This window comes from Ruegeria sp. CDSB013, from assembly GCF_059611165.1.
On sequence record NZ_JBXWPA010000015.1, the window covers coordinates 39,349 to 62,452 of the forward strand.

The 23,104-nt window shown below is 56.9% G+C and carries 24 protein-coding genes; 10 read left to right on the forward strand and 14 right to left on the reverse strand.

Features of this window, described 5'->3' with window-relative positions:
- Positions 1-124: 124 nt before the first annotated feature.
- From AC2FJF_RS20770 to rplT, 4 genes are all read left to right on the forward strand, one after another.
- Positions 125-562: a universal stress protein gene (locus tag AC2FJF_RS20770; RefSeq protein WP_058273350.1), complete on the forward strand. Its 438-nt coding sequence runs from the start codon at positions 125-127 to the stop codon at positions 560-562.
- 14 nt (positions 563-576) lie between these two features.
- On the forward strand, positions 577-2,127 hold the full coding sequence (locus AC2FJF_RS20775; RefSeq protein ID WP_496727001.1) for an alanine/glycine:cation symporter family protein: 1,551 nt from the start codon (positions 577-579) through the stop codon (positions 2,125-2,127).
- Positions 2,128-2,309: 182 nt separating this feature from the next.
- On the forward strand, positions 2,310-2,510 hold the full coding sequence (gene rpmI, locus AC2FJF_RS20780; protein ID WP_010443552.1) for a 50S ribosomal protein L35: 201 nt from the start codon (positions 2,310-2,312) through the stop codon (positions 2,508-2,510).
- A gap of 14 nt (positions 2,511-2,524) precedes the next feature.
- Positions 2,525-2,890 (forward strand): 50S ribosomal protein L20, encoded by a 366-nt coding sequence (gene rplT, locus AC2FJF_RS20785; protein WP_058273348.1) that lies wholly within the window; start codon positions 2,525-2,527, stop codon positions 2,888-2,890.
- A 131-nt stretch (positions 2,891-3,021) separates the two neighbouring features.
- Here the strand turns inward: rplT and AC2FJF_RS20790 are convergent, their stop codons facing one another.
- From AC2FJF_RS20790 to AC2FJF_RS20800, 3 genes are all read right to left on the reverse strand, one after another.
- Positions 3,022-3,840 carry a DUF2189 domain-containing protein gene (locus AC2FJF_RS20790; protein WP_496727002.1) on the reverse strand — a complete coding sequence of 273 codons (819 nt, stop codon included), beginning with the start codon at positions 3,838-3,840 and terminating at the stop codon, positions 3,022-3,024.
- 175 nt (positions 3,841-4,015) lie between these two features.
- Positions 4,016-4,477, reverse strand: a complete 462-nt coding sequence (locus tag AC2FJF_RS20795; RefSeq protein ID WP_496727004.1) for a hypothetical protein — start codon at positions 4,475-4,477, stop codon at positions 4,016-4,018.
- A 162-nt stretch (positions 4,478-4,639) separates the two neighbouring features.
- The gene (locus tag AC2FJF_RS20800; RefSeq protein WP_496727091.1) at positions 4,640-6,031 is read right to left on the reverse strand and encodes an aminotransferase family protein; all 1,392 of its coding nucleotides are present in this window, start codon (positions 6,029-6,031) and stop codon (positions 4,640-4,642) included.
- 219 nt (positions 6,032-6,250) lie between these two features.
- Between AC2FJF_RS20800 and AC2FJF_RS20805 the strand changes: the two genes are divergently transcribed.
- Positions 6,251-7,879 carry an acyl-CoA synthetase gene (locus AC2FJF_RS20805; protein WP_496727005.1) on the forward strand — a complete coding sequence of 543 codons (1,629 nt, stop codon included), beginning with the start codon at positions 6,251-6,253 and terminating at the stop codon, positions 7,877-7,879.
- On the opposite strand, the gene AC2FJF_RS20810 is transcribed toward AC2FJF_RS20805, so the two are convergent.
- The 7 genes from AC2FJF_RS20810 to hmgA form a co-directional block, all read right to left on the reverse strand.
- Positions 7,876-8,217: a DOPA 4,5-dioxygenase family protein gene (locus tag AC2FJF_RS20810; RefSeq protein ID WP_496727006.1), complete on the reverse strand. Its 342-nt coding sequence runs from the start codon at positions 8,215-8,217 to the stop codon at positions 7,876-7,878. The genes AC2FJF_RS20805 and AC2FJF_RS20810 overlap by 4 nt on opposite strands.
- 87 nt (positions 8,218-8,304) lie before the next feature.
- On the reverse strand, positions 8,305-8,943 hold the full coding sequence (maiA, locus tag AC2FJF_RS20815; RefSeq protein ID WP_496727007.1) for a maleylacetoacetate isomerase: 639 nt from the start codon (positions 8,941-8,943) through the stop codon (positions 8,305-8,307).
- A gap of 19 nt (positions 8,944-8,962) precedes the next feature.
- Positions 8,963-9,160, reverse strand: coding sequence for a DUF2783 domain-containing protein (locus AC2FJF_RS20820; protein ID WP_113791371.1), 198 nt, complete (start codon positions 9,158-9,160; stop codon positions 8,963-8,965).
- A 5-nt stretch (positions 9,161-9,165) separates the two neighbouring features.
- The gene (locus tag AC2FJF_RS20825) at positions 9,166-10,776 is read right to left on the reverse strand and encodes an FAD-dependent oxidoreductase (RefSeq protein ID WP_496727008.1); all 1,611 of its coding nucleotides are present in this window, start codon (positions 10,774-10,776) and stop codon (positions 9,166-9,168) included.
- Positions 10,777-10,913: 137 nt separating this feature from the next.
- A complete protein-coding gene (locus AC2FJF_RS20830; protein ID WP_496727009.1) occupies positions 10,914-11,864 on the reverse strand; it encodes an MBL fold metallo-hydrolase in 951 nt (316 codons plus the stop codon).
- 10 nt (positions 11,865-11,874) lie between these two features.
- A complete protein-coding gene (gene fahA, locus AC2FJF_RS20835; protein WP_496727010.1) occupies positions 11,875-13,131 on the reverse strand; it encodes a fumarylacetoacetase in 1,257 nt (418 codons plus the stop codon).
- A gap of 22 nt (positions 13,132-13,153) precedes the next feature.
- Positions 13,154-14,509, reverse strand: a complete 1,356-nt coding sequence (hmgA, locus tag AC2FJF_RS20840; protein WP_496727011.1) for a homogentisate 1,2-dioxygenase — start codon at positions 14,507-14,509, stop codon at positions 13,154-13,156.
- 57 nt (positions 14,510-14,566) lie between these two features.
- On the opposite strand from hmgA, the gene AC2FJF_RS20845 reads away from it, so the two are divergent.
- Positions 14,567-15,019 (forward strand): MarR family winged helix-turn-helix transcriptional regulator, encoded by a 453-nt coding sequence (locus AC2FJF_RS20845; RefSeq protein ID WP_113791366.1) that lies wholly within the window; start codon positions 14,567-14,569, stop codon positions 15,017-15,019.
- A gap of 60 nt (positions 15,020-15,079) precedes the next feature.
- The gene (locus tag AC2FJF_RS20850; protein ID WP_496727012.1) at positions 15,080-16,324 is read left to right on the forward strand and encodes an adenylate/guanylate cyclase domain-containing protein; all 1,245 of its coding nucleotides are present in this window, start codon (positions 15,080-15,082) and stop codon (positions 16,322-16,324) included.
- A gap of 77 nt (positions 16,325-16,401) precedes the next feature.
- Here the strand turns inward: AC2FJF_RS20850 and AC2FJF_RS20855 are convergent, their stop codons facing one another.
- Entirely contained in the window at positions 16,402-17,868 is a 1,467-nt protein-coding gene (locus AC2FJF_RS20855) for a uracil-xanthine permease family protein (protein ID WP_108861328.1), read from the reverse strand.
- A 321-nt stretch (positions 17,869-18,189) separates the two neighbouring features.
- Entirely contained in the window at positions 18,190-18,999 is an 810-nt protein-coding gene (locus tag AC2FJF_RS20860) for a division plane positioning ATPase MipZ (RefSeq protein ID WP_496727013.1), read from the reverse strand.
- A gap of 217 nt (positions 19,000-19,216) precedes the next feature.
- Between AC2FJF_RS20860 and AC2FJF_RS20865 the strand changes: the two genes are divergently transcribed.
- The 3 genes from AC2FJF_RS20865 (at position 19,217) to AC2FJF_RS20875 (ending at position 22,305) form a co-directional block, all read left to right on the forward strand.
- A complete protein-coding gene (locus AC2FJF_RS20865) occupies positions 19,217-20,104 on the forward strand; it encodes an AEC family transporter (protein ID WP_496727014.1) in 888 nt (295 codons plus the stop codon).
- Between the two features lie 81 nt (positions 20,105-20,185).
- Positions 20,186-21,781, forward strand: coding sequence for an MFS transporter (locus tag AC2FJF_RS20870; RefSeq protein WP_496727015.1), 1,596 nt, complete (start codon positions 20,186-20,188; stop codon positions 21,779-21,781).
- 116 nt (positions 21,782-21,897) lie between these two features.
- A complete protein-coding gene (locus AC2FJF_RS20875; RefSeq protein ID WP_496727016.1) occupies positions 21,898-22,305 on the forward strand; it encodes a GNAT family N-acetyltransferase in 408 nt (135 codons plus the stop codon).
- A gap of 79 nt (positions 22,306-22,384) precedes the next feature.
- Here AC2FJF_RS20875 and rpmE read toward each other — a convergent pair whose 3' ends face one another.
- On the reverse strand, positions 22,385-22,606 hold the full coding sequence (gene rpmE / locus AC2FJF_RS20880) for a 50S ribosomal protein L31 (protein ID WP_010437577.1): 222 nt from the start codon (positions 22,604-22,606) through the stop codon (positions 22,385-22,387).
- 11 nt (positions 22,607-22,617) lie between these two features.
- A complete protein-coding gene (gene rplS, locus AC2FJF_RS20885) occupies positions 22,618-23,001 on the reverse strand; it encodes a 50S ribosomal protein L19 (RefSeq protein ID WP_058273331.1) in 384 nt (127 codons plus the stop codon).
- Positions 23,002-23,104: the final 103 nt, after the last annotated feature.

Sequence of the window (23,104 nt, forward strand, 5' to 3'; positions counted from 1 at the left end):
TCTGTTTTTTGGGGTTTTTCCGGGATACTCGGGCGCATGGGCGGTCCACTTAATAAGTTCCAGGTTCCGGCTGCCCTGCCGGGGGCACGGGTCCCGGCATAACCAAAATTATTGGAGGAACGTCATGACAACGAAAATTGTCATTGGACTGGACGGGACAGAAACCGGAGAACGCGCCATCGCCTTTGCCAAGGATCTGGCTGGCCGAATTGGCACGTGTGAATTGCTGGTTGTTTATGTCATCGAATGGTCCCCATTTACTTTTCAAACCCCAGAAGAGAACGCATTGCGGCACAAGCGGCGTGAAGAAGAAATCGAACTTGCGACGAACCGGATTGTTACCCCGGCTGTCGAGGCTCTGACCGCAGATGGTTACACAGTGCAGGGCATCGTGCGTCATGGCGACGTGGCCGAAACTCTGAACGCAATCACCGTCGAGAATGGCGGTTCGCAGATCATCGTCGGGCGCGCCTCGGCCGATGGATTCAAGAAACGCTTGTTTGGCAGCTCGACCCAAAATCTGGTCATGCACGCCGATGTGCCAGTCACTGTTGTGAACTGACGGGAGGGATGAGAATGACTATGTTGAAGCATCTCTGGCTGGCTGTAATCGCCGCCCTGATCGCCGCTCCTGCGATGGCGCAAGAGGCGCCCGGGCTGGACGACAAGATCAATCAGGCATTTGCCGATTTTACCGGGCCATTTGTCAGCTTTATTTTTGCGCCGTTTCCGGGAACCAGTTTCCCGTGGATCGTGGGTTGGCTGGTCGTCGCGGCGACTGTTTTCACGCTGTACTTTGCCTTTGTGCAGCTGCGGTTCTTTGGCCACGCGATCAGCCTTGTGAAAGGCGACTACTCCGATCCCAATGACGCGGGTGAGGTCAGCCACTTTCAGGCTCTGGCTACGGCACTGTCGGGGACAGTTGGTCTTGGTAACATCGCCGGTGTGGCGGTCGCCGTAGGCATTGGCGGACCGGGAGCCACCTTCTGGATGATTGTCGCGGGCCTGTTAGGCATGGCGTCGAAATTCACCGAATGTACGTTGGGTGTGAAATACCGTAACGAATACGAAGATGGCACCGTTTCCGGTGGCCCAATGTACTATATGTCCAAGGGCTTTGACGAGCTGGGCCTGCCTGGAGGCAAGATTCTGGCCGTCCTGTTCTCGATCTTCTGTATTCTGGGCGCGCTGGGCGGGGGCAATATGTTCCAAGCCAATCAGGCTCACCAACAGATTGCGGGCATCACGGGCGACTATCCCGGATGGATCACAGGGGTTGTCTTTGCAATCATCGTGTTCCTTGTCATTGTGGGCGGCCTGAAATCCATCGCACGGGTGACCGAAAAGGTCGTTCCGTTCATGGGCATCCTATATGTGGCCGCGGCATTGGTGATTATCATCATGAATGCTGATCAAATCGGCTGGGCGTTCGGCCAGATTTTCGCAGGTGCCTTCACCGGCCTCGGCGTCGCTGGTGGTATGGTCGGGGCGCTGATCCAGGGCTTCCGGCGTGCCGCGTTTTCGAACGAAGCGGGCGTGGGTTCTGCGGCGATTGCGCACTCGGCTGTTCGGACCAAGGAGCCGATCACCGAAGGCTTTGTCTCGCTGCTTGAGCCGTTCATCGACACGGTCGTGATCTGTACGATGACGGCGCTGGTGATCATCATCACCCAGCAGTTGATCGTCGATCCGGAAACCGGCAAATATATGCTGAACGAAGCGGGTAATGCCATTGCAACTGTGGACGGCAACTCGGGCGTCAGCCTGACCTCTGCTGCCTTTGGTAGTGCCTTCAGCTGGTTCCCATATGTACTGGCGATTGCGGTGGTCTTGTTTGCCTTCTCGACCATGATCAGCTGGTCCTACTATGGCCTCAAGGCCTGGACCTACCTGTTCGGGGAAGGCCACACCAAGGAACTGATCTTCAAGGTCATCTTCTGCATTTTCGTTATCATCGGGGCTGCGGCCAATCTTGGTCCGGTCATCGACTTCTCGGACGCGGCGATCTTTGCGATGGCGGTCGTGAACGTCTTTGCACTCTACTTCCTGATGAAAGTGGTACGTGAAGAACTGGCCAGCTATGCGAGCCGACTGAAGACCGGCGAAATCCGCAAATTCGAACACTAAATCAAACCATCGGGGCGACCTTGGTCGCCCCGGTGCCTGATCAGGCTGTAAAAAGCGCAGATTCTGGTCCAAAACCCCTTGCCAGTATGACCGAACTTGCGTAAACGGCGCTTCTGATCGCGTGACCGGCCGAGATGGCATGCCGAGTCGCGTCTGAAACCGAACCCCGAAAGGAGACGGAAATGCCTAAGATGAAGACAAAGTCGAGCGCCAAAAAGCGCTTTAAGGTGACTGCGACCGGTAAGGTCCTTGCTGGCCAAGCCGGTAAACGTCACGGCATGATCAAGCGGACCAAAAAGTTCATCCGCGACGCCCGTGGCAACACCACCCTGTCCGCCCCCGACGCCAAGATCGTCAAGGGCTACATGCCCTACGACCGCTAAGAGGAGATTAAGAGATGTCCCGCGTTAAAGGTGGAACCGTAACTCACGCCCGTCACAAGAAGGTTATCAAGGCCGCCAAAGGTTACTATGGCCGCCGCAAGAGCACCTTCAAGGTTGCCCGTCAGGCCGTCGATAAGGCGAACCAATATGCAACCCGCGACCGTAAGAACCGCAAGCGCAACTTCCGCGCGCTGTGGATCCAGCGTATCAACGCTGCTGTCCGTTCGCATGACGAAGCACTGACATATTCCCGCTTCATCAACGGCCTGACCTTGGCCGGTATCGAAGTGGACCGCAAAGTTCTGGCCGACTTGGCCGTGCACGAACCGGAAGCGTTCGGCACGATCGTCGCCAAAGCTCAGGCCGCTCTGGCTGCTTGATCCTCTTTCGAGAGACAGTGAATGAAGGGCCGTCCCGTTTGGGGCGGCCTTTTTCATTGATAGCCGAAAGTGAACTCAGCAACACTTCGGCAAACTAAAGCACACAACGTCCATGGTGATGCTCGGATAGATTATTCCTGCGCTGGTGGTACTGCCCGTTGATAAAGATGCCACGTGGCGTGGCCAAGGATCGGCAGGGTGAAGATCAGGCCCAGAAATGCCGGAACCAGCGACAACAGCATCGTAACCGAGATGATCGCAGCCCAAGTGAGCATGACACCCGGGCTTTCCGCGACGACGCGCAGAGAAGTCAACATGGCGGAAACAAAATTGGTTTCCCGGTCAAGCAACATGGGCATGGCAATGACGGTGACCGAAAAAAGGACCGCCGACAGAAATGCGCCGACGCAGGTGCCAATGGCAAGGAAAGCCCAGCCCTGAGGCGTGAAGAATACGATATTCAAGAACCCTTCAAAATCCGAAAATGATGCGTTTTGCAGGGTGATCGCAAGCCAAAGCCGGATCTGGTAAATCCAAACCCAGAAAATGAACAGGGTGACAAAGGCCATCCATCCCATTTCGCGTTTGCGTTGATTGGCCATCACGGTCAAGATTTCTGACCAGCCGAACCTCTCTCCGTTCTGCAACCGACGGGACATTTCATATAGCCCGGCCGCAGCGAAAGGCGCGACCAGCGGGAATCCAACAATGGCGGGAATGATCATCCAGATCTTTCCAAGCCAGACCAGACTCCAAACCATCAGGATTCCGAAAACCGCATAGAACAAGCCGAAGAAGCAGCTCATGAAGGGGCGCGCCAGAAAGTCGGAAAACCCTGCCTTCAGCGATGCGGTGATATCACTTGTCGTTACCCTATTGATTTGGGGCATAGCCGCTTGTTGCGGCGTCAGGTTGTCCGGTGGTGTGGACCCTGTAGCTTTGGATGCCATGACACACTCCTCTCAAAGAATGGTGTCGCGCTGGGTGGTCTGCCAACTTGCTAAGTGGTGAAGCAGACATCCTTCCTGATTCAAGTCTGCATCAGTGGAGGCATAACGGCAAGAGATAGGATGGCGGCCAAACTTTGGCTGGCGTGTTTCGCTAATTTTTAGCGGAGCCATAAGCCTATTTGCTTGGGTCTTTCTTTACCAACTGCGCTGCAAACGCCACGCCGGTTCCCGGACCGGCATAGGTGACCATGATCACGTCATCCAGGTAGACTCCGTTGAAAATCCCCGCCGAGACGTCTTCGCCCGAGATCCCAGCCTCGGCCAGAACAAAGCGGGTGGGGTCGTCCAGACTGAAAGTGCCCATAGCTTCTTCTACGACCCACTCTTCATCGCCGATACGCCGCCAGCGGTTGGTGGCAGTGATGAGATTGCCGTCCAGTTTGGTGACTTCCAGCTCCATCTCGGTTTTCAGCAGACCTTTCCCGTGATTTGGGTTCGATTTGGCGAAGGCCACCAGATAGGTGCCGTGCCAGGTGCCGACGATCTGGGGAAAGCCGCTGCCTTCATCAGCGCTGGAAGGGGTGGTGACCGCAAGGGTGGCCACGGCGGCGAGGCTTCGGATGAGCTTGAGTACCATTGGACACGTCTCCTGCATGGGGTGTGATAACTACAGGGTACTGGAGTAGACGCATTTGACAAACCCGTATGCGTAAACACAAAAAAACCGGCGCGGGTGGCGCGCCGGTTTAAGTTCATCTGCCGTAATTGCGTGAGTGGTGGCAGATGTATTCAGTTAGGTTCAGCCGAATACACGACCCAGTGCGCCGTCGACCGCGTCGGTGATCTGGTCGATGTCGTCTGCGGTTGCAATCAGAGCAGGCGAGAAGCACAGCGTGTTGTTGCGGCTGGGGATCGAACGGTTGGTGGCCCCGATGATGACGCCTTGCGCCATACAGTCGGCAACAACCGCCTGAACCTTTTTCTCGTCCATTGGCTCTTTGGTGACCCGATCTGCGACTAGTTCAGCACCCAGGAACAGACCCTTGCCGCGCACGTCGCCGATGACTTCGTGCTTTTCCATCAGCGCCTGCAGGTTGCCCAACATGCGGTCGCCCATATCAATACAGTTTTGCAGCAGGTTCTCGTCTTCGATGATGCGCATGTTTTCGATCGCAGCGGCCGGACCGGCGGTGCAGCCACCAAAGGTCGAGATGTCGCGGAAATAGCTCATCGGGTCCGACATGTCGTCTTTGAACATGTCAAAGACTTCCTCGGTGGTAACCATTACGGCAATCGCCGCGTAGCCCGAGGCAACGCCTTTGGCCATGGTCACGAAGTCAGGCTTGATGCCGTATTGCTGATAGCCGAACCAGGTTCCGGTACGGCCCACGCCGCAGACAACTTCGTCGATATGCAGCAAGATGTCGTACTTTTTGCAGATTTCCTGCACGCGTTCCCAATACCCTTCGGGCGCTTCGATGACGCCACCACCGGCGGTCACAGGCTCAAGGCACAGGGCACCAACGGTTTCGGGGCCTTCGCGCAGGATCACCTCTTCGATCTGATCCGCGGCCCAGACGCCAAAGTTCTTTTCAGGCGCGCCGTCCAGCTCGTGCTTGCGGTATTCCATGCAGTGGGGAACGCGGACGAAATCGGGCGCGAAGGGGCCGTACTGAGCCGTACGCTCGTCCTGACCGCCTGCAGACATGGTTGCCAGGGTCGAGCCGTGATAGTCGCGGTCACGGTACAGAATCTTAGTTTTCTTGCCGCCGTAGCGCTTGTGCGCGATCTGGCGAACCATCTTGAACACCTTCTCGTTCGCCTCAGAGCCGGAGTTGGTGTAATAGACCCGGCTCATGCCCGGCATTTTTTCAATCAGCATTTTAGCAAAGATCGAACCGGGGATAGACCCTGCGGTATTGGCGAAATAGCACAGCTTCATCAGCTGGTCATGAACCGCCTTACAAATCGATTCGCGGCCATAGCCGACGTTTACGGTCCAGACGCCGCCGGACACAGCATCAAGGTGTTCTTTGCCATTCTGGTCCCAGACGCGCATGCCTTTGCCTTCGACAATGATCTTGGGATCATTGGTTTCCAATGGCTTATGCTGCAGCAGGTGGTGCCAGATATGGGCGCGGTCGGCCTCGACCACGTGGGAGAGATCGTTTTCGTTGAACGTGCCGTCCATGACATGTCCTTTCAGAATGACTGGGGCGCGGGTTGCCAAAAATGGGCTTTCCCGGCTTTGTGTTTCGATGGCTCAGATCACCGCGAAAGCTCTGTCGGAGATAGGGCCAGATTGCACCATCCCGTAATTCCAGTCCATGGCCGCGCCGTATTTTTACGGGTTTGTCAGAGGATCAACTTTGTGCTCAATTCGCCGAAATGGACGAGGGAGGGTTAGTAAATGACACAAGCCAGCATCTATGAGCGTCATTTGGACAAGTGCCGGGCAAACTATACTCCGCTGTCACCGCTGAGTTTTATCGAGCGGACGGCGCAGATTTATCCGGATTACCCTTCGGTGGTATTCGGCGCGCGCCGCAATACATGGGCTGAAACCTATGCCCGCTGCCGCCGGCTGGCAGGCGCATTGTCCGCACGCGGAATCAGCACGGGCGACACGGTTTCAATTATCGCGGCCAACATTCCGGAAATGTATGAGGCGCATTTTGGCGTGCCGATGGCAGGTGCTGTTCTGAATGCCATCAACACCCGATTGGACGCACCGATCATTGCCTTCATTCTGAATCACGCAGAATCCAAAGTCCTTCTGGTCGATCCCGAGTTCTCAGGCGTGGTCAAAGAGGCGCTGGAACAGGTGGATCACAATGTACTGATCGTCGATATTGAGGACCCGAGCTTTGACGGTGGTGAGAAACTGGGCGGCGTAACCTACGACGCCTTGCTGGCCGAGGGCGACCCTGAATTCAACTGGTCACTACCCAATGACGAGTGGGACGCGATCACGCTGAACTACACGTCAGGTACGACCGGGAATCCGAAAGGTGTCGTGTATCACCACCGAGGGGCCGCGCTGAATGCACAGTCGGACCTGCTGGACTGGAATATGCCAAAGCACTCGGTCTATCTGTGGACCCTGCCGATGTTCCACTGCAACGGCTGGTGTTTCCCCTGGGCGATGGCCGCCAATGCGGGTGTTTCCGTCTGCCTGCGGGCCGTGCGGGACGAACCGATTTATGCGGCGTTCAGGGATGAGAAAGTCACGCATTTCTGCGGCGCGCCGATCGTTCTGAACATGCTTGCCAATGCGCCTGAACACCTCAAGGATTTCGATCATGAGATTAAGGTGATGACCGCCGGCGCACCGCCGCCCGCCGCTGTGATCGAAAGCATGGAAAATATGGGCGTTGAGGTTACCCATGTCTATGGATTGACTGAAACTTATGGTCCGTCGGTTGTCTGCGCCTGGAAGGATGAATGGAACGGTAAAGAGGCCGAAGACCGCGCGGCGCTGAAGGTCCGTCAGGGTGTGCGCTATACGGCCCTGTCGGGGCTGATGGTTGCGGATCCGGACACGCTGGAACCTGTGCCTGCCGATGGTGAGACGATGGGTGAGATTTTCATGCAAGGAAACGTTGTCATGAAAGGCTACCTCAAGAACGCCGAAGCCACAGATAAGGCATTCCGGGGTGGATGGTTTGCCTCTGGCGATCTTGGGGTGATGCATCCGGACGGCTACATTGCGCTTAAGGACCGGTCGAAAGACATCATCATTTCGGGTGGTGAGAATATCTCATCCGTCGAGGTTGAGGATATCCTTTACAAGCACCCGGCGGTGATGGAGGCAGCCGTGGTCGCGCGCCCGGATGACAAATGGGGCGAAACGCCCTGTGCGTTCATCGAGCTGAAGCCCAATGCGCAGGCGACCGAGGTCGATATCATCGCATTCTGCCGGGATAATATGGCTCATTTCAAGGCCCCCAAGACCGTGGTGTTTGGCCCCTTGCCCAAGACCTCGACTGGAAAAATTCAGAAGTTCAAACTACGGGATCAGGCGCGGGCGCTGACTTAAGTGCTCACCTTGTCAAAGATCGACAGATCAAGAACCAGCATTTCACCCATCCAGATGGCCCGGTCCCGATGATCCGCCAGATGGTCGCCGGTTTCGGGGTGGGTGAAGATGGTCAGGCCCTGTCGGTTCAGCATTAGCCAAGGCATGACTTGATCGAACGCGTCCGGGCCAAAGCCCAGCTGGCAGCTCCATCGCGGGTGGGGGCCTACATTTTTGGCATGCATGCGCCCCATCTGTACGGGAAACAGATCGGCAACCTCTTCGCAGACCTGCTGGGCAATGGCTTGCGTGTTTGCGTCGAAATAGACATGGGCGTGATAGCCGGTGATCTCTGACATTGGGGCCTCTAGCATACGTTTCGAACAAGATATGGCGCTGCAAATGGTATTGCCACTCGCGCCGTCACACAGGCTCTGTGCGCCAGGTCAAGAGGGTACGTGAAAGTCTGGGTCGGCTGCGGCAAAGGCTGGATGTTCGGCACAAGCGACCTCAGCGCTTAGACTGCGCGGCAAATCCGATAAATCCACGTCCCAACGGCGCGCATTGTACATTTGCGGGACCAGACAAACATCGGCCAACCCAGGCTTGGTTCCGGTGCAATAGGGCGCTTGTTCAAAACCCTCGAGAAGCGCCTCAAAAGCCAGAAGGCCGGGGCGAATGAAATGGCGCATCCAGTCACCGGGCATACCGTCAGCACCATCACTCAGCGCGGTCGCATACTGCGCGACGGACAAGTTGCAGACCGGATGCACATCAACCGCGATGGATTGCGCCAAAGCCAGCGCATGCGCCCGGGCCGCCGGTTCCGGAGGCAACAGTCCAAGGCCGCGAGTTTGGTCAAGATAGTCGATAATGGCCAGAGATTGCGTCAACCGCAGCCCGTCAATCTCGAGCACGGGGACCAGCCCCTGTGGATTACGCGCCAAGTGGTTGTCGGACCTTTGTTCGCCCGCTGCCAGATCAACCGACACTCCGCGATAGGTGATCCCGGCCAGATTCAGCGCGATGCGCACCCTGTAGCTGGCCGAAGACCGCCAAAAGTCATACAACACCACGCCGCTCATCATCGATCTCCTCAGTTCGTCAGGTGTCTTTCAGCGTGGCGGCTTTCAGGGCGCTAGACAATACACTTGCATTGCCGATGTGATTGGCCAGGACCAGAACCAGACGTGCATTCAGGGCGTCACTGTCGGCTTTGACCAGCCCATCATGCGCCGCCACCAAATCGGCATAGAAACCGTCGGCATTTTCCAGATTGGGGGAAAGGATCAGATTGGTCATTTCGTTCACTCCTTACCTGTTGCCCGGCGGATCGCCTGCCGGAACGCGTTTTCTTCGAATGTGTCGCGACGGGCTGCAACGTGTTGGTCAGGCCGGATCAGGTACACCGCACCCGGGGCATCGCCCAGATACCTGCGCTTCAACTCCAAAGTCAGGTCATCCTTGACCGACAGGGCCAGCCGCGTCGCCTGTACGCCGCCCTCTTTGATACTGTCTGGTGCATCCGCATCTATCGTCAGCAGCGTGAATTTCCCGGCCAACTTGGGCAGCAGAAATTCATCACCCAAAGGCGCGTCGGGGCAGGCGGAACCGGGGCGCGTGATCTCTGGCCCGGTCAGGGCATCCGCAGAACTCAGCGATGATCCGGAATATGCGCATGGTGTGCTCAACCGGCCGGAATTGACCAGCGGGCGCGCAAACGCATAGTGCTCGCTGAGGTCCAAAACCGCATCTCGTAAAAGACGCGACATATCGGATTTGGGCGTGATAAATTCCGTCGATAGGGTGGACATGCGTATATTCTCATCCGCGGCTTCGACCCGTTCGCGGTTATAGCTGTCCAGCAAAAGCGCGGGCGCTTCGCCGTCAATAACCATCTTTAGTTTCCAGCACAGGTTGTCTGTGTCCTGCAGACCAGAGTTGGCCCCGCGCGCGCCAAAGGGGCTGACCTGATGAGCGCTGTCGCCTGCAAACAAAACGCGACCATGGCGGAACCGCTCCATCCGACGGCATTGGAACGTGTAGATCGAGACCCATTCAAGTTCGAAATTGATCTCTTCGCCCAGCATCGCCTTAAGCCGGGGGATCACGTTTTCCGGTTGTTTTTCCTGTACGGGGTCGATGTCCCTGCCCAGTTGCAGGTCGATCCGCCACACGTTGTCGGGTTGTTTGTGCAGCAGGGCAGATTGTCCGCGATTGAACGGCGGATCGAACCAGAACCAGCGTTCGGTCGGGAAGTCCGCCTGCATCACCACGTCCGCAATCAGAAAGTTGTCTTCGAATACACGGCCTTCGAAATCCAGGCCGAGCATGCGGCGGGTAGGCGAGTTTGCACCGTCACAGGCAATCAGCCAATCCGCCTCAACGTTATAGGGGCCTTCGGGCGTTTCGACTTCAAGCTTGACGTGATCGTTGTGGGTGCCGACGGCTTCGACCTTGTTCTGGCCGCGAATTTCAATCGGCGCGCCCTTGGCCTGCAATTCCCGTATCCGCTCAACTAGCGCTTTTTCAAAATAGTATTGTTGCAGGTTGATGAAGGCCGGATGCGCATAGCCGGCGTCGGGTTGCAGGTGAAACTCATAGACCTGGCGGTTGTCAAAAAAGACTTTGCCGGCATCCCACAGTACGCCTTTATCGACCAACTTACCCCCGGCGCCCAGACGGTCGGCGATTTCCAGAGACCGCTGTGAAAAGCAGATCGCGCGGCTGCCAAAACTAACCTTGTCATTGTCGTCCAGCACGACGACAGGGACCCCTTTCTGGGCCAGATCAATGGCTGCGGCCAACCCAACCGGGCCGGCACCAATCACGATAACCTTGTGTCGTACCGAGCTTGCCGTGTCCTGATCCGGGCTGCGTTGATAGGCATAGAGTGGAACTTCGAAAATCTTGTTCATGGGCTCTCCCCCGATACTCAGGCGCCGTGGGCGCACTAAATCCCGCCCTCTGGCACGTGTGCGCCAGAAGGCCTTGCCCTATGATTCCACCTATTTCCCCTGTGCAAAACGATCTGGATCAAGTTTGCTCGTCTTCTTCAGCCCTGCAGGGCCTCCCACATCTCCAAGTCGCGCTGGGCGGTCCAGATACGGGGCGTGTCAATGCCGCGGGCTTCGTCATAGGCGCGGGCGACATTGAAAGGCAGGCAATGTTCGTAGATCGCGTAATCGGCGAATTTCGGATCGCACTCTGCGCGCACTGCATCCCATGCCTCTTTCAGAGATCCTCCGCGTGCCGCCACTTTCGCAGCCGGGCGGTAGGTGCTATCGACAAAGTCACGGGTGTTTTCGATCGCTGCATTGACCATGTCCTTGCCGACCAGGGCGTTTCCGCGACCAGGTGCGATGGCATCGACGTCGAACCACTTGATTTCATCCAGCGTATCACCCCAATCGCCGAAATGCCCGTCACCGCAATAACAGGCGGAGTGGTATTCGACGATGTCACCGGTGAACATGACATTCTGGTCGGGTACGTGAATGACGATATCACCTGCGGTGTGGGCGCGGCCCAAATGCATAAGATCGACCCGACGATTACCCAGATAAACCGTCATCGTGTCACTGAATGTGGTGGTGGGCCAGGTCAGGCCGGGGATGCTTTCATGGCCTTCAAACAGGCGGGGGAAACGCTGAAACTCGCTGTCCCAGTCCTCTTGCCCGCGTTCAACGACCATGGCGCGCGCCATGTCCGACATCAGGACCTGCTGCGCACCAAACGCACTGGCACCCAGTACGCGAACCGCGTGGTAGTGGGTCAGCGCAACGTGGGTGATCGGTTTGTCGGTGACGGACCGCACACATTCGATCACCTTGTTGGCCAGGCGCGGAGTCGCCTGCGCTTCGACGATCATGACGCTATCATCGCCGATGATGACGCCGGAATTTGGATCGCCTTCTGCGGTGAAGGCATAAAGGCCCTCGCCGACCTCGGTGAAAGAGATCTTCTTATCCGACATATCCCCCTGGGACGCGAATGCCTTAGCCATGATAAGCTCCTTATCGGGTGTACGGGTTTTTTAGGGCGGGCAGCACGGTCCCGACACAGTCGCCAAACCCGATGGTGTAACCTTTGCCCTTGGCAGCACCTGTCAGGGTCAGTGTGTCACCGTCCTCGATAAAAGTGCGGGTTTCACCGGTATCCAGCGTCAGCGGTTCCTTTCCGCCCCAGCTGAGTTCCAACAGCGAGCCCCGCTCTGGTTTTGTTGGACCGGAAATCGTGCCAGACCCAAGCAGATCGCCCGTGTTCATTGGGCAGCCTGAGGTCGAATGGTGTGCCAGTTGTTGGGCGGCCGAGTAGTACATTTCGTTGTAATTTGTTCGGGCAATGACTGTGGCGCCCCTGCCGTCGGGCTCCATCGTGACCTCAAGATCAATGTCATACAGCATCGGACCGCAGTCTTTGATGTGATCCAATAACTCGAATTCACGCGCAGGCGTGTCGCAGCGGAAGGGTTCCAGCGCCGCCTTTGTCACAATCCACGGGCTGATCGAAGTGGCTGTGGCTTTGGCTTGAAACGGCCCCAAGGGTTGATATTCCCAGGCCTGAATATCGCGTGCGGACCAATCGTTAAGCAGAACATAGCCAAAGATGTTGTCGTCGGCCTCCTGAACCGAGATGGGTCCGTCCGAGGGTGTACCGACAATCGCGCCCATCTCAAGCTCGATGTCAAAACGGCGGCTAGGCAGAAAAGCGGGCATGTCATGATCGGGCGACTTGAGCTGGCCCCAGGGCCGACGGATATCGGTACCCGATACGACAACGGATGAAGCCCGGCCGTTATACCCGATGGGGATATGCAACCAGTTCGGCGGCAGGGCATTTTCCGGTCCGCGGAACATGGTGCCAACGTTTTGCGCGTGGTGACGTCCGGCATAGAAATCGGTGTATTCGCTGACGGCGAAAGGCATGTGCATTTCGGCGTCGATCTGAGCAATAAGCAACGGTTCAACCTGCGCCTGTTCCTCTGCGCCTTCGGCCAACAATGCGGTCAGGCGGTTGCGCAATGCAGCCCAGACGGCAGGACCTTCCTCCATCAGCGGGTTCCAGAAAGGCAGATCGAAGAGCGGCTCGTCGGCCATTTCGATCAGGCCCCCGGCCTCGGCTGCGGTGACGTCCAGAATCATGTCACCAATCGCGACGCCACAGCGCGGATCGCCGCCTTCGGTCGAGAAAACGCCGTATGGCAGGTTGTTCAGGGGAAACGGGTGATCGGCGTCGTTGGCCGAGGCCACCCAGGATTTCATCAATGGCATTTATTCAAACCTCTTTTGGGTGTCACTTTTTGCCCGGTGTGCCGTCGAACTTTTTCTCAAGCGACGTCCAGCAGTCGATGTAGTCATCCTGCAACGGGGCTTCGTTGGCTGCAAATGGTGTCAGATGCTGCGGGAAACGGGTTTCGAACATGAAGGACATCGTGTTGTCCAGCTTGTCTGGCCCGAGGTTCGCGTTTGATGCTTTTTCAAACGCTTCCCGATCCGGCCCATGCGGCAGCATCATGTTGTGCAAACTCATGCCGCCCGGAACAAACCCCTGCGGTTTGGCGTCGTACTGGCCGTAAATGTTGCCCATCAACTCAGACATGATGTTCTTATGATACCAGGGCGGGCGGAAAGTATCCTCGGCCACCATCCAGCGTTCGCGGAACAGGACAAAGTCGATATTGGCCGTGCCCGGTTGCCCAGAGGGCGCTGTCAGGACGGTAAAGATCGACGGATCGGGATGGTCGAATAGAATTGCACCGACCGGACAGTAGGTGCGCAGGTCATATTTGTAGGGCGCGTAGTTCCCGTGCCACGCCACCACGTCCAGCGGGCTTTGGCCGATCTTTGTGGTATGGAACTGCCCGCACCATTTGACCGTCACGGTCGAAGGCACCTCGCGGTCTTCAAACGCCGCCACCGGAGCCTTGAAATCGCGTGGATTGGCCATGCAATTGGCCCCAATTGGACCGCGGCCGGGCAATTCGAACTTCTGGCCGTAGTTCTCGCAGACAAATCCGCGCGCCGGGCCTTCCAGCACCTCGACACGGTACACGAGGCCACGGGGGAGAATGGCGATTTCCTTGGGTTCCAGATCAATGATTCCGAGTTCGGTCGCGAACCGCAGGCGACCTTCCTGTGGCACCACCAACATCTCGGAATCGGCCGAGAAGAAATAGTCATCCTCCATAGAGACGGTGACCAGATAGATGTGGCTGGCCATGCCCACCTGCGTGTTCACATCCCCCGCCGTTGTCATGGTGCGCATACCGGTGAGCCATGTCAGCCCTTCATCGGAATGAGGCACTGCGTCCCAGCGGTATTGGCCAAGGCTGATCACATCCGGGTCAACGCAGGGCGCGGATTTCCAATGTGGCAGTTCGATTTTTTCATAACGGTGCGAATGCTTGACCGACGGGCGAATGCGATAGCACCACGTGCGCTCGGGCGGATTGGCTGTAAAGGCCGTGCCGCTAAGCTGTTCACCATAAAGGCCGTAATTGCAACGCTGCGGGCTGTTCATGCCCTGCGGCAGCGCGCCGGGAAGGGCCTCGGTCTCGAAGTCGTTTCCAAAGCCGGGCATATAACCCGCATGCGTGCCAACGGGCGTGCTGGCTTGCGTCATTTTGTGCGGATCCGTCGGATGGTTCATCCTGTGTTCCTCCAATTGCTGCTTGTCGAGTAATAGTTGATTTTGTAACTAACAAGCATGACTCAGGACAAATCTGCCAAAAAAGATGACTTTGATCTGCAGGAATTCCTGCCGTATCTGCTGAACCGTGCAGCCGAAGAAAGCTCGCTGGAGTTTCAGCAGGTCTATAAGGACCGTTACGGAATGCTTCGCACCGAATGGCGCGTCTTGTTTCATCTGGGAAATTACGGCGAGATGACTGCGAAAGAAATCGGTGAGCGCGCCAAAATCCACAAAACCAAGGTCAGCCGTGCAGTTTCGAAATTGGAACAGCGCCGATACTTAGCCCGTAATCGCGACACTTCCGACCGCCGGGTTGAACAATTAACGCTGACATCCGCAGGTCAGACGGTTTACAGGGATTTGCGCCTGGTGGCCGAGGCCTATGATACAAAGCTTGCCGGCCTGTTTTCCCGGGACGAAGCAGAACTGTTGCGCAAAATGCTTCGGCGTTTGGCGCATATGGATTGACCACTGGTAATTCACCGCCTCAATTCCCAGATGAAGCCCAGAACAAAAATGGGACAAAACATGACGACCTTGGATGCCGATACGGCAAAATCAAGCGATCTGATCAACTGGCTGGTGGCGCGCGGGCTTGAGGGTGTCGAAAAAGAAGAACTGCTGGAAGAGTACTGCAATCGCCTGGTGGAACTGGGCGTTCCGCTGATGCGATTTCACGCAGCCCAGTCGACCCTGCACCCGATTTATGGCGGAACCGGCTATAGCTGGTATTACGGCAAGGGCGGGGAATATCAAAAGTTCGAATACTCTGAACAGCCCAGCGATCAATGGCGTGCTAGCCCTCTGTTTGCTGTTCTGAACGAAGGCGAAAGCGTCGTGCACGAACGGTTGGTGGATCAGAACGAACCCAGCCGATTTCCCTTGCTGAATGAACTGCGCGAACATGGCGCCACTGAATATTACGCGACGGGTGTGTCCTTTGACATTCCGACTCATAATCAGCCGAAGGACGCCAAAAAGGCGGTGAACGGTGTATTGTTGTCCTGGACGTCAAACGCGCCCGAGGGGTTCAAGGACAGCGATCTGGCGTTGATCAATACAGCGCTGCCGCATCTCGGGTTGGCTTTGAAATCGGCAAACAACCAGCGGATTTCAAAGGACCTGATGCGCGTCTATTTGGGCCGTGATGCCGGCCGGCGCGTTTTGTCCGGCGAGATCAGGCGCGGGTCGCTTCAGCAGATCGATGCAGTGATCTGGAACTTTGACCTTGAGGGGTTCACCAGCCTGTCCGAAGAGCTGCCGGGCGATGCCCTTATTGAGATGCTAAACGAGTATCTGGCCGCTGCGATAGACGTGGTCCACAAATGCGACGGAAGCATCCTCAAGTTCATGGGCGACGGGTTGATGGCCATGTTCGATGTAGGCGAGATTGATGCGGATGCGCGTGCGGCATTGGCGGCCGTCGCCGAATTGGAGGCATCGATGGCGAAACTGAACGCACAACGTTCTGCCGATGGCCTACCTGTGTCGAACTATACGCTGGCCCTGCACGCGGGTGAGATTCTGTACGGCAATATCGGCTCTGAGAACCGCCTCGACTTCACCGTCATCGGCCCGACCGTCAACCAGACCGCGCGGATTGCCGGAATGCACCGATCACTTGGGCAACGGATCCTGATCTCGGACGATGTGGCTAAGGCTGCACGACCTGCCGCGTCAGAGCTGGTCTCTGTAGGTCGTTACATGCTGCGTGGAGTGCCGGAACCGAAGGAACTGTTTACGGTTTACAAGGCGAATGACGCACGGGATTAAGTTTGCGTTTTGTGGCCGAAATTAATCACGGCTTGGGCCTATCCATTTGTGAACAGGCCCAGGCAATGGTTTCTGGCTCAGACGTGATCGTCCTTAACCAACGCGCCGCGCCCGTGGCCGGCCATACCCCCTGAGACTTCTTCTGTCGCCTCATCAGCGAGTGTCTCTGGCAGGATCAGGTTAAGCACAATAGCGATGAACGCAGCTGGAAGGATGCCTGACGCGCCCAGGACCCGCAGGGTGTCGGGCAGGTGCTGCAGCGCATTTGCCGATCCGGGCGCCACGTTCATGACTTCGAGTTGAAGCCCCAGACCAATCGAAAGCGAAACCGCAAAGATCACCATGTTGCGACGGTTCCACACAACATCCGACAACATGGATACGCCTGCGGCGACAACCATGCCGAACATGACTATGACGCCGCCGCCCAGCACTTCGATCGGAACCGTTCGGATCAACCCGCCGACCTTCGGCACCAGACCGCACACAATCAGGAAAATGGCACCAATGGTGACCACGTGGCGGCTCATGACGCCGGTCATAGCGATCAGACCGACATTCTGGCTGAACGAGGTGTTCGGGAAGCCGCCAAAGACACCCGCAATGGCAGAGCCGAAACCGTCCGCGTATGTGGCCCCCTGAATCTCTTTGTCGGTCGCCTCGCGACCGGCGCCACCTTTGGTGATTCCCGAGACATCTCCGACCGTCTCAACCGCAGAGACAAAGGCCATGAGGCAGAAACCGATTACTGCGGCGAACGAGAACTCGAAACCGTATTTGAAAGGCTGCGGCAGTGCGAAAGCCGCAGAGCGTTCCCACGAGCCGGAGATCACTTCGACGGGCAGCTTCCCAACCAGTAGGCAATAAACATAGCCCACCAAAATACCGACCAGGACAGCCGAAACGGAAAGCATGCCACGCGCGAAGAACTTTAGCCCCAGCGTGACAAACACAACGATCAGCGCAGGTGTCCAGCTGGACAATGAACCATAACTTTCCGCACCCGATGCTTTGGCTGGTACGCCTCCGGCCGCGTATTCGATGCCGACCTTTACCAGTGCAAGACCGATCATCGTCACAACCAATCCGGTGACCAGAGGCGGTAATGCAAAGCGTATCCTGCCGATTACCGTGCCCAACAGGGCATGAAACAAGCCACCGATAATCACGCCCCCAAACAGGGCGGCAAGACCGTCCACGCCTTTTCCGGCAACCAGAGGGATCATGATCGGAATGAAGGCGAATGATGTGCCCTGTACGATCGGAAGCGCCGCGCCAACCGGGCCAAGCGTTACCGTTTGCAACAGCGTGGCAACACCGGCGAAAAGCATCGACATCTGGATCAGGTACAGCAATTCGGGAAAATCCGGGCTGTTTGAGCCAAAGCCAAAGCCCGCCGCGCCAGCGACGATAATCGCCGGAGTAACGTTTGACACGAACATTGCAAGCACGTGCTGAATCCCCAACGGCACGGCCCGGTATATGGCTGGAAAGTAATTTGGATCGCGGAGTTGCTCCGGCGTCCCAATGGATGAATCGGTCATGGCTGTCCTCCCGTAAACGCGCGCTTTGGCGTCCTGTCCTTTGATAGCCTGGTGTGGAATTCACATCCTGATCCATTCAAAGTTGTCTATTATTAGAGCAAGCAGATAGCTGGGATTATCAAAAATACCAAAAAGGTGTTTTGGATGGTTGTATTTTTGGTAAAGAAACCAATGGCGGTCCAGAGTCAGCCCTAACTCGACGCTGAAGCGTCAGGCTGCCGGTATTGTCAAAACTCATTGCCCAAAAGGGCAGGGGCGCACCCGATCTACGATTTTAGCGAGGTATAGTAGCGCTGGGACTGGAACGCCCGAACGTGGCAGTTAGAAGTCGATCTCTACGCCCGGCAGGTTAAGCTCTTTCATCATGTCGCGCAGCTCTTGCCGTGCAGCGATGTTCGAAATGTTCAGCTGTTTGACCCCGATATCCTTGAGGTCCAGCAAGGTCAGGCCGCGTGGGAAAAGCTCGCGGAAGATAACCCGCTCGGAGAAACCCGAGGCGACGCGGAAGCCGATGCGCTGGGACAGCATCTCAATCGCGCGCTGCATCTTTTCCTTGTTGACCATGCGCTGGGTGCCGACGCGGTTGCGCACGACCACCCAGTCGATGGGTTTTAGTCCCGCCTGCGCGCGCAACTGACGCGCGTTCCACACCATTTCCGAATAGACCGACGGGCCTAGGATCTTTTCGCCCTTCGAGTCGATCCGTGCAAGCAAGTCAAAGTCGATAAAGCTGTCATTCAGTGGCGTGATCAGCGTATCGGCCAGCGAATGTGCCACCTGGCTTAGGCGTGTGTGCGATCCGGGGCAGTCGATCAGGATGAAATCGCTGTCGCTTTCCAGCTCGGACACGGCAGCTGACAAGCGGTGGTCATAGATGTTTTCGCCGGGTTTCAGCTTGGCGGCATCAATCTCGGGCAGATCGTGGTGGCGAGGGCTAGGCAAAGTGACCTCGGACCCGTTCAGGAAATTACCGCGGTTCTCAAAGTACCGGCCAAGGCTGCGCTGCCGAAGATCAAGGTCCAGTGTGCTGACCTTGTGACCCAATCGCGCTAGTGCGGTCGCTACATGCATCGACACGGTCGATTTGCCTGCGCCGCCCTTCTCGTTCCCCACTACGATAATATGTGCCATGCTTGTATTCCCACGTCCCGCCGTGCTTAACCACACGTTGTTGCGACCCACTATATGTTGTGGAGGCCGGGAATGGAAGAACCCCAAGCGCCATCGAAGGGCAATATCAGGCTCTAATTTGGAAAACTCAACCGGGTGTGTTGGTTAGGACGCGTGCTTGTCAAAGCGGATGGGGTGTTTCACAGTTCAAATCAGGGTTTGGCGATAGGGGAACCGGTTGGACCATCTGTTTTTGAACGTTCTGAACGTGGTTCTGCCGGTGCTGATCTGTGCCGGGATCGGCTATGCCCTTGCTGTGATCAAGGCGCCGTTCGACAACAAAGTCATCGGTGGGATCGTCTCACGCGTTGGGTACCCGACGCTGATCATCTCGCATCTGTCCACGACCCAAGTTGCGGTTGGCACCTTTCTGGACGTCATGACGGCCGCAGCGCTGGCCATTGCGGGGTTCGGAGTGTTGGGATTTCTGGCACTGAAAGCCATGCGTCTGCCCGTTCGGGCTTTTTTGACGCCGCTGATGCATGGGAACGTGGGCAATGTCGGGCTGCCTATCGCGTTGCTTGCGTTGGGTGATGCGGGAATGGCCTATACGATGGGATTTGTCGTAGTCGTGCTGATCAGCATTTTCACCATCGGCATGTGGATCCCGGCGGGTGAGTTTTCGCCCAGAAAGCTCGTCACGTCCCCGATTATTTATGCTGTGATCCTATCGCTGGTGCTTTTGGCGAGCGGATCAAGCTTGCCTCAGCCGTTGGCGAAATCCTTCGACATTCTCGGTGGGCTGTCGATCCCGCTGATGCTGCTGACATTGGGCCATACGCTGGCGACGTTGCGGATCAAAAGCCTGGGTCGGGCGGTGCTGTTGACCGTTCTGCATCTGGTCATGGCGATTGCAATCGCCAGCACTTTGGTATGGGCGTTCGGTTTCACCGGAGCTGAGCGTGGCGCGGTGATCCTGTGTTGCCTGATGCCATCCTCGGTTGCGACTTACCTTTTCATTGACCAGCACGTTCCGGAATACGGGCCGGATGTTGCTGGTTTCATTCTTGTGTCGACGCTGGCCACGATCATCGTCCTGCCGGTGGCTCTGTCCTACTGGATCTAAAGCCGACCCTTTGCGCAGCGACAAAAATCGTTAAACTGCTCATTAATTGCATTTAAGAACAATGAGTTTTGGGGTGGAATTATGACCGACAAGACGTCTTCTGACCCAACGCACGAGGGGGGTGCCCGCGTTGTGCTGGCGATGACGGCAATCTGCATGATGGTTGTTGGGTTTAACACAACGGCCGTCGCGACCATCCTGCCGAACCTCAAGGCCGAGTTCGATTTGACACCATCCGGTCTGCAATGGGTGATGGCAACCTATACCGTGGCCAGCGCTACGCTGGTCACAATCGTCAGCCGGTTGGGCGATATCACCGGCAAGATGGGCGTGTTCTTTGCTGGTATGATTGTCTTTGGCATTGGGTCCGCCTCGGTCCTGTTTGCGCAAGATGGCGCGATGCTTTTGTTTGGGCGCGGGGCGCAGGGTGCAGGGGCTGCGGCCTTGTTTGGAACATCTCTGTCATTGCTCACCGCTGCCACACCCGAAGAGCAGCGCGCAGGTGTCACCGGCGCATGGGGTGCAATTGTCGGTCTTGCCATTGGCGTCGGGCCGATCGTCGGCGGAGCCTTTGCCCACTATATCAGCTGGCGTGCGGTGTTTGCGACCGATCTGGTGTTGCTGGTGTTCGCCTTCCTGATTGGGCTACATGTTAGCCGACGCGGGTACGTGCCGGACACGCGTCAAGCCGGTGCCAAGTTTGATTATCCGGGCGCTTTTGCGTTGCTGTTGTTCCTTGGCCCGCTGTCCTTTGCGCTCAGCAATGGGGAAAGCAGCGGGTGGGCAACGCCGATGACATTGATGCCGCTGGGTGTTGCGGCGGTTGCGACAATCATCCTTGTTATCGTGTCCCGCCGCAGCGACGATCCGTTGATCGAGCTGCGATACTTCAAGCATCCGCGTTATTTTATGGCCGCCGTTGGTATGTTCTTCACCGGCTTCACGCTGTTCTGTTTCTTTGTGTACTTCAACACGTTCGTTCAATCCCCGGATGCCTTCGGATACTCGCCGATCGGCGCAGGTTTGGCGATCATGCCGCTTAGCCTCAGCATGTTCGTAATCTCGGTCACCGCACCCCGGTTTCTGGCGCCCTACAGCTTTCAATGGCCTATCGTGATCGGCTTGGGGGCGATGGCCTGTGGGTTCTTGCTGTTGATGACAACTTCGAACTCCACCCTATACGCCGAGATCTGGTGGAAGCTGATGATCGTCGGCATTGGATTAGGTATCTGTTTTTCACTGTTACCCCGCCTCGGTCTGCGCGTGTTGCCGGAAGAGCATGTGGGGCAGGGGTCCGGGGTGATTAACGCCTGCCTGTATTTTGGCGCGACACTGGGCGCCGTGGTCGGAGGTTTGGCCGAAGCGATAACGACCCGCAGAGGTATTTCCGAGGTCATGAATGCTTTGCCCGCCGGTTCCGACCAGCGAGAAGATCTGGCCCATGCCCTAACCCATGGGACGCCGAGTCAAATCCAACAACTGATCGCTAAAATGGATCCTGAAACTAGCAGCGCTTTGGCCAAGGCCCTTCGGGACTTGCAGGACAACGCCTTTGACAGCGCGATGCTTGTTGCTGCTGCGGCGGCTCTAGTCGGGATGGCTTTGGCGCTGATGTTGCTTCGGGGCCCGGTTCCGCCCGTACACAGCGCAGCCGAGCTGACGCGTGCGAAGAGTTGAGTGCGCTTCAACCGTTCGGAAATCTTCTACTAGAAATCTGGCTGTGATAGTAGGTCTCCATGGTTGAGTTTGCGTTACTCTCTCAAAAAACTTTGCGCCCTTTGGCGGCATTGTCTGTGCGCGAAGATCAGGCAGGGTTTGTCGCGACAAATCTAATGACGATGGCGCAGTCGATTTTCGAACCGGGGTCAGAAATCTATGGCATTTGGGAAAGCGGCGATGCGGTGGGTTTGCTTGCCATAATCGACATGGCACATCCCGACGCAGATTTGGATGACGGGGACGACCCTGATGGCGTCTATATCTGGCGGCTGATGGTCGACAAATCTCGTCAGGGCCGGGGCTATGGAATGGCCGCATTGGATTTTGCAAAATCCGTGGCTTTGAAAAAAGGTCGCTCTAATCTGGTGATCAGCGTCGTCGACGAACCCGGCAGTGCGCTGCCGCTTTATCAATCGTTCGGGTTTGCGCCGACTGGCCGGCTTGTCGATGGTGAGGTCGAATTGATCATGCGGCTGGCTTAGCCACTTATTTTTGGCAACGTTCTACCCACAAAAAAGGCCGCCCCGGTGGGCGGCCTTTCGCATCTCAAACGGGTCTGGCTTAGAAGCCCAGACCTTCGTATTTCTTCTTGAACTTCGACACACGGCCGCCGGCGTCCAATAGGCGCGACGAACCACCGGTCCATGCAGGGTGCACAGAGGGGTCGATTTCCAGAGCCAGCTGATCGCCTTCGGCGCCCCAGGTGGATTTCATCTGAACTACGGTGCCATCGGTCATTTTGACGTCGATGACGTGATAATCGGGATGGATGTCTTTTTTCATCTTTCCGTTCCTTACGCTTCGGCGCCAGCCTTGGGCTTGTAGTTGGTGACTTCTGCGATACGCGCGGATTTACCACGGCGCGAGCGCAGATAGTACAGTTTGGCGCGACGAACGCGGCCACGGCGGACAACGGTGATGCTGTCGATGTTGGTCGAATACAGCGGGAACACACGCTCCACACCTTCGCCAAACGAAATTTTGCGAACGGTGAACGCACCGGCGATGGTGTTGCCACCTTTGCGGGCGATGCAGACGCCTTCGTAGTTCTGTACACGGGTGCGCGACCCTTCGGTCACTTTAAAGCCGACACGGATGGTGTCACCGGCTTTGAAATCGGGGATGTCCTTCCCCAGGGCGGCAATCTGTTCCGCCTCAAGCTGTGCGATCAGGTCCATCGCATTTCTCCTATCTGCTCGTGGTTGGTCCACGAAGTTAAGCACGGCCTGAGAGCTCTTGGTCTTCACCGGGTCCTGCGAACAGCCCGCCAGAGGTCAGATC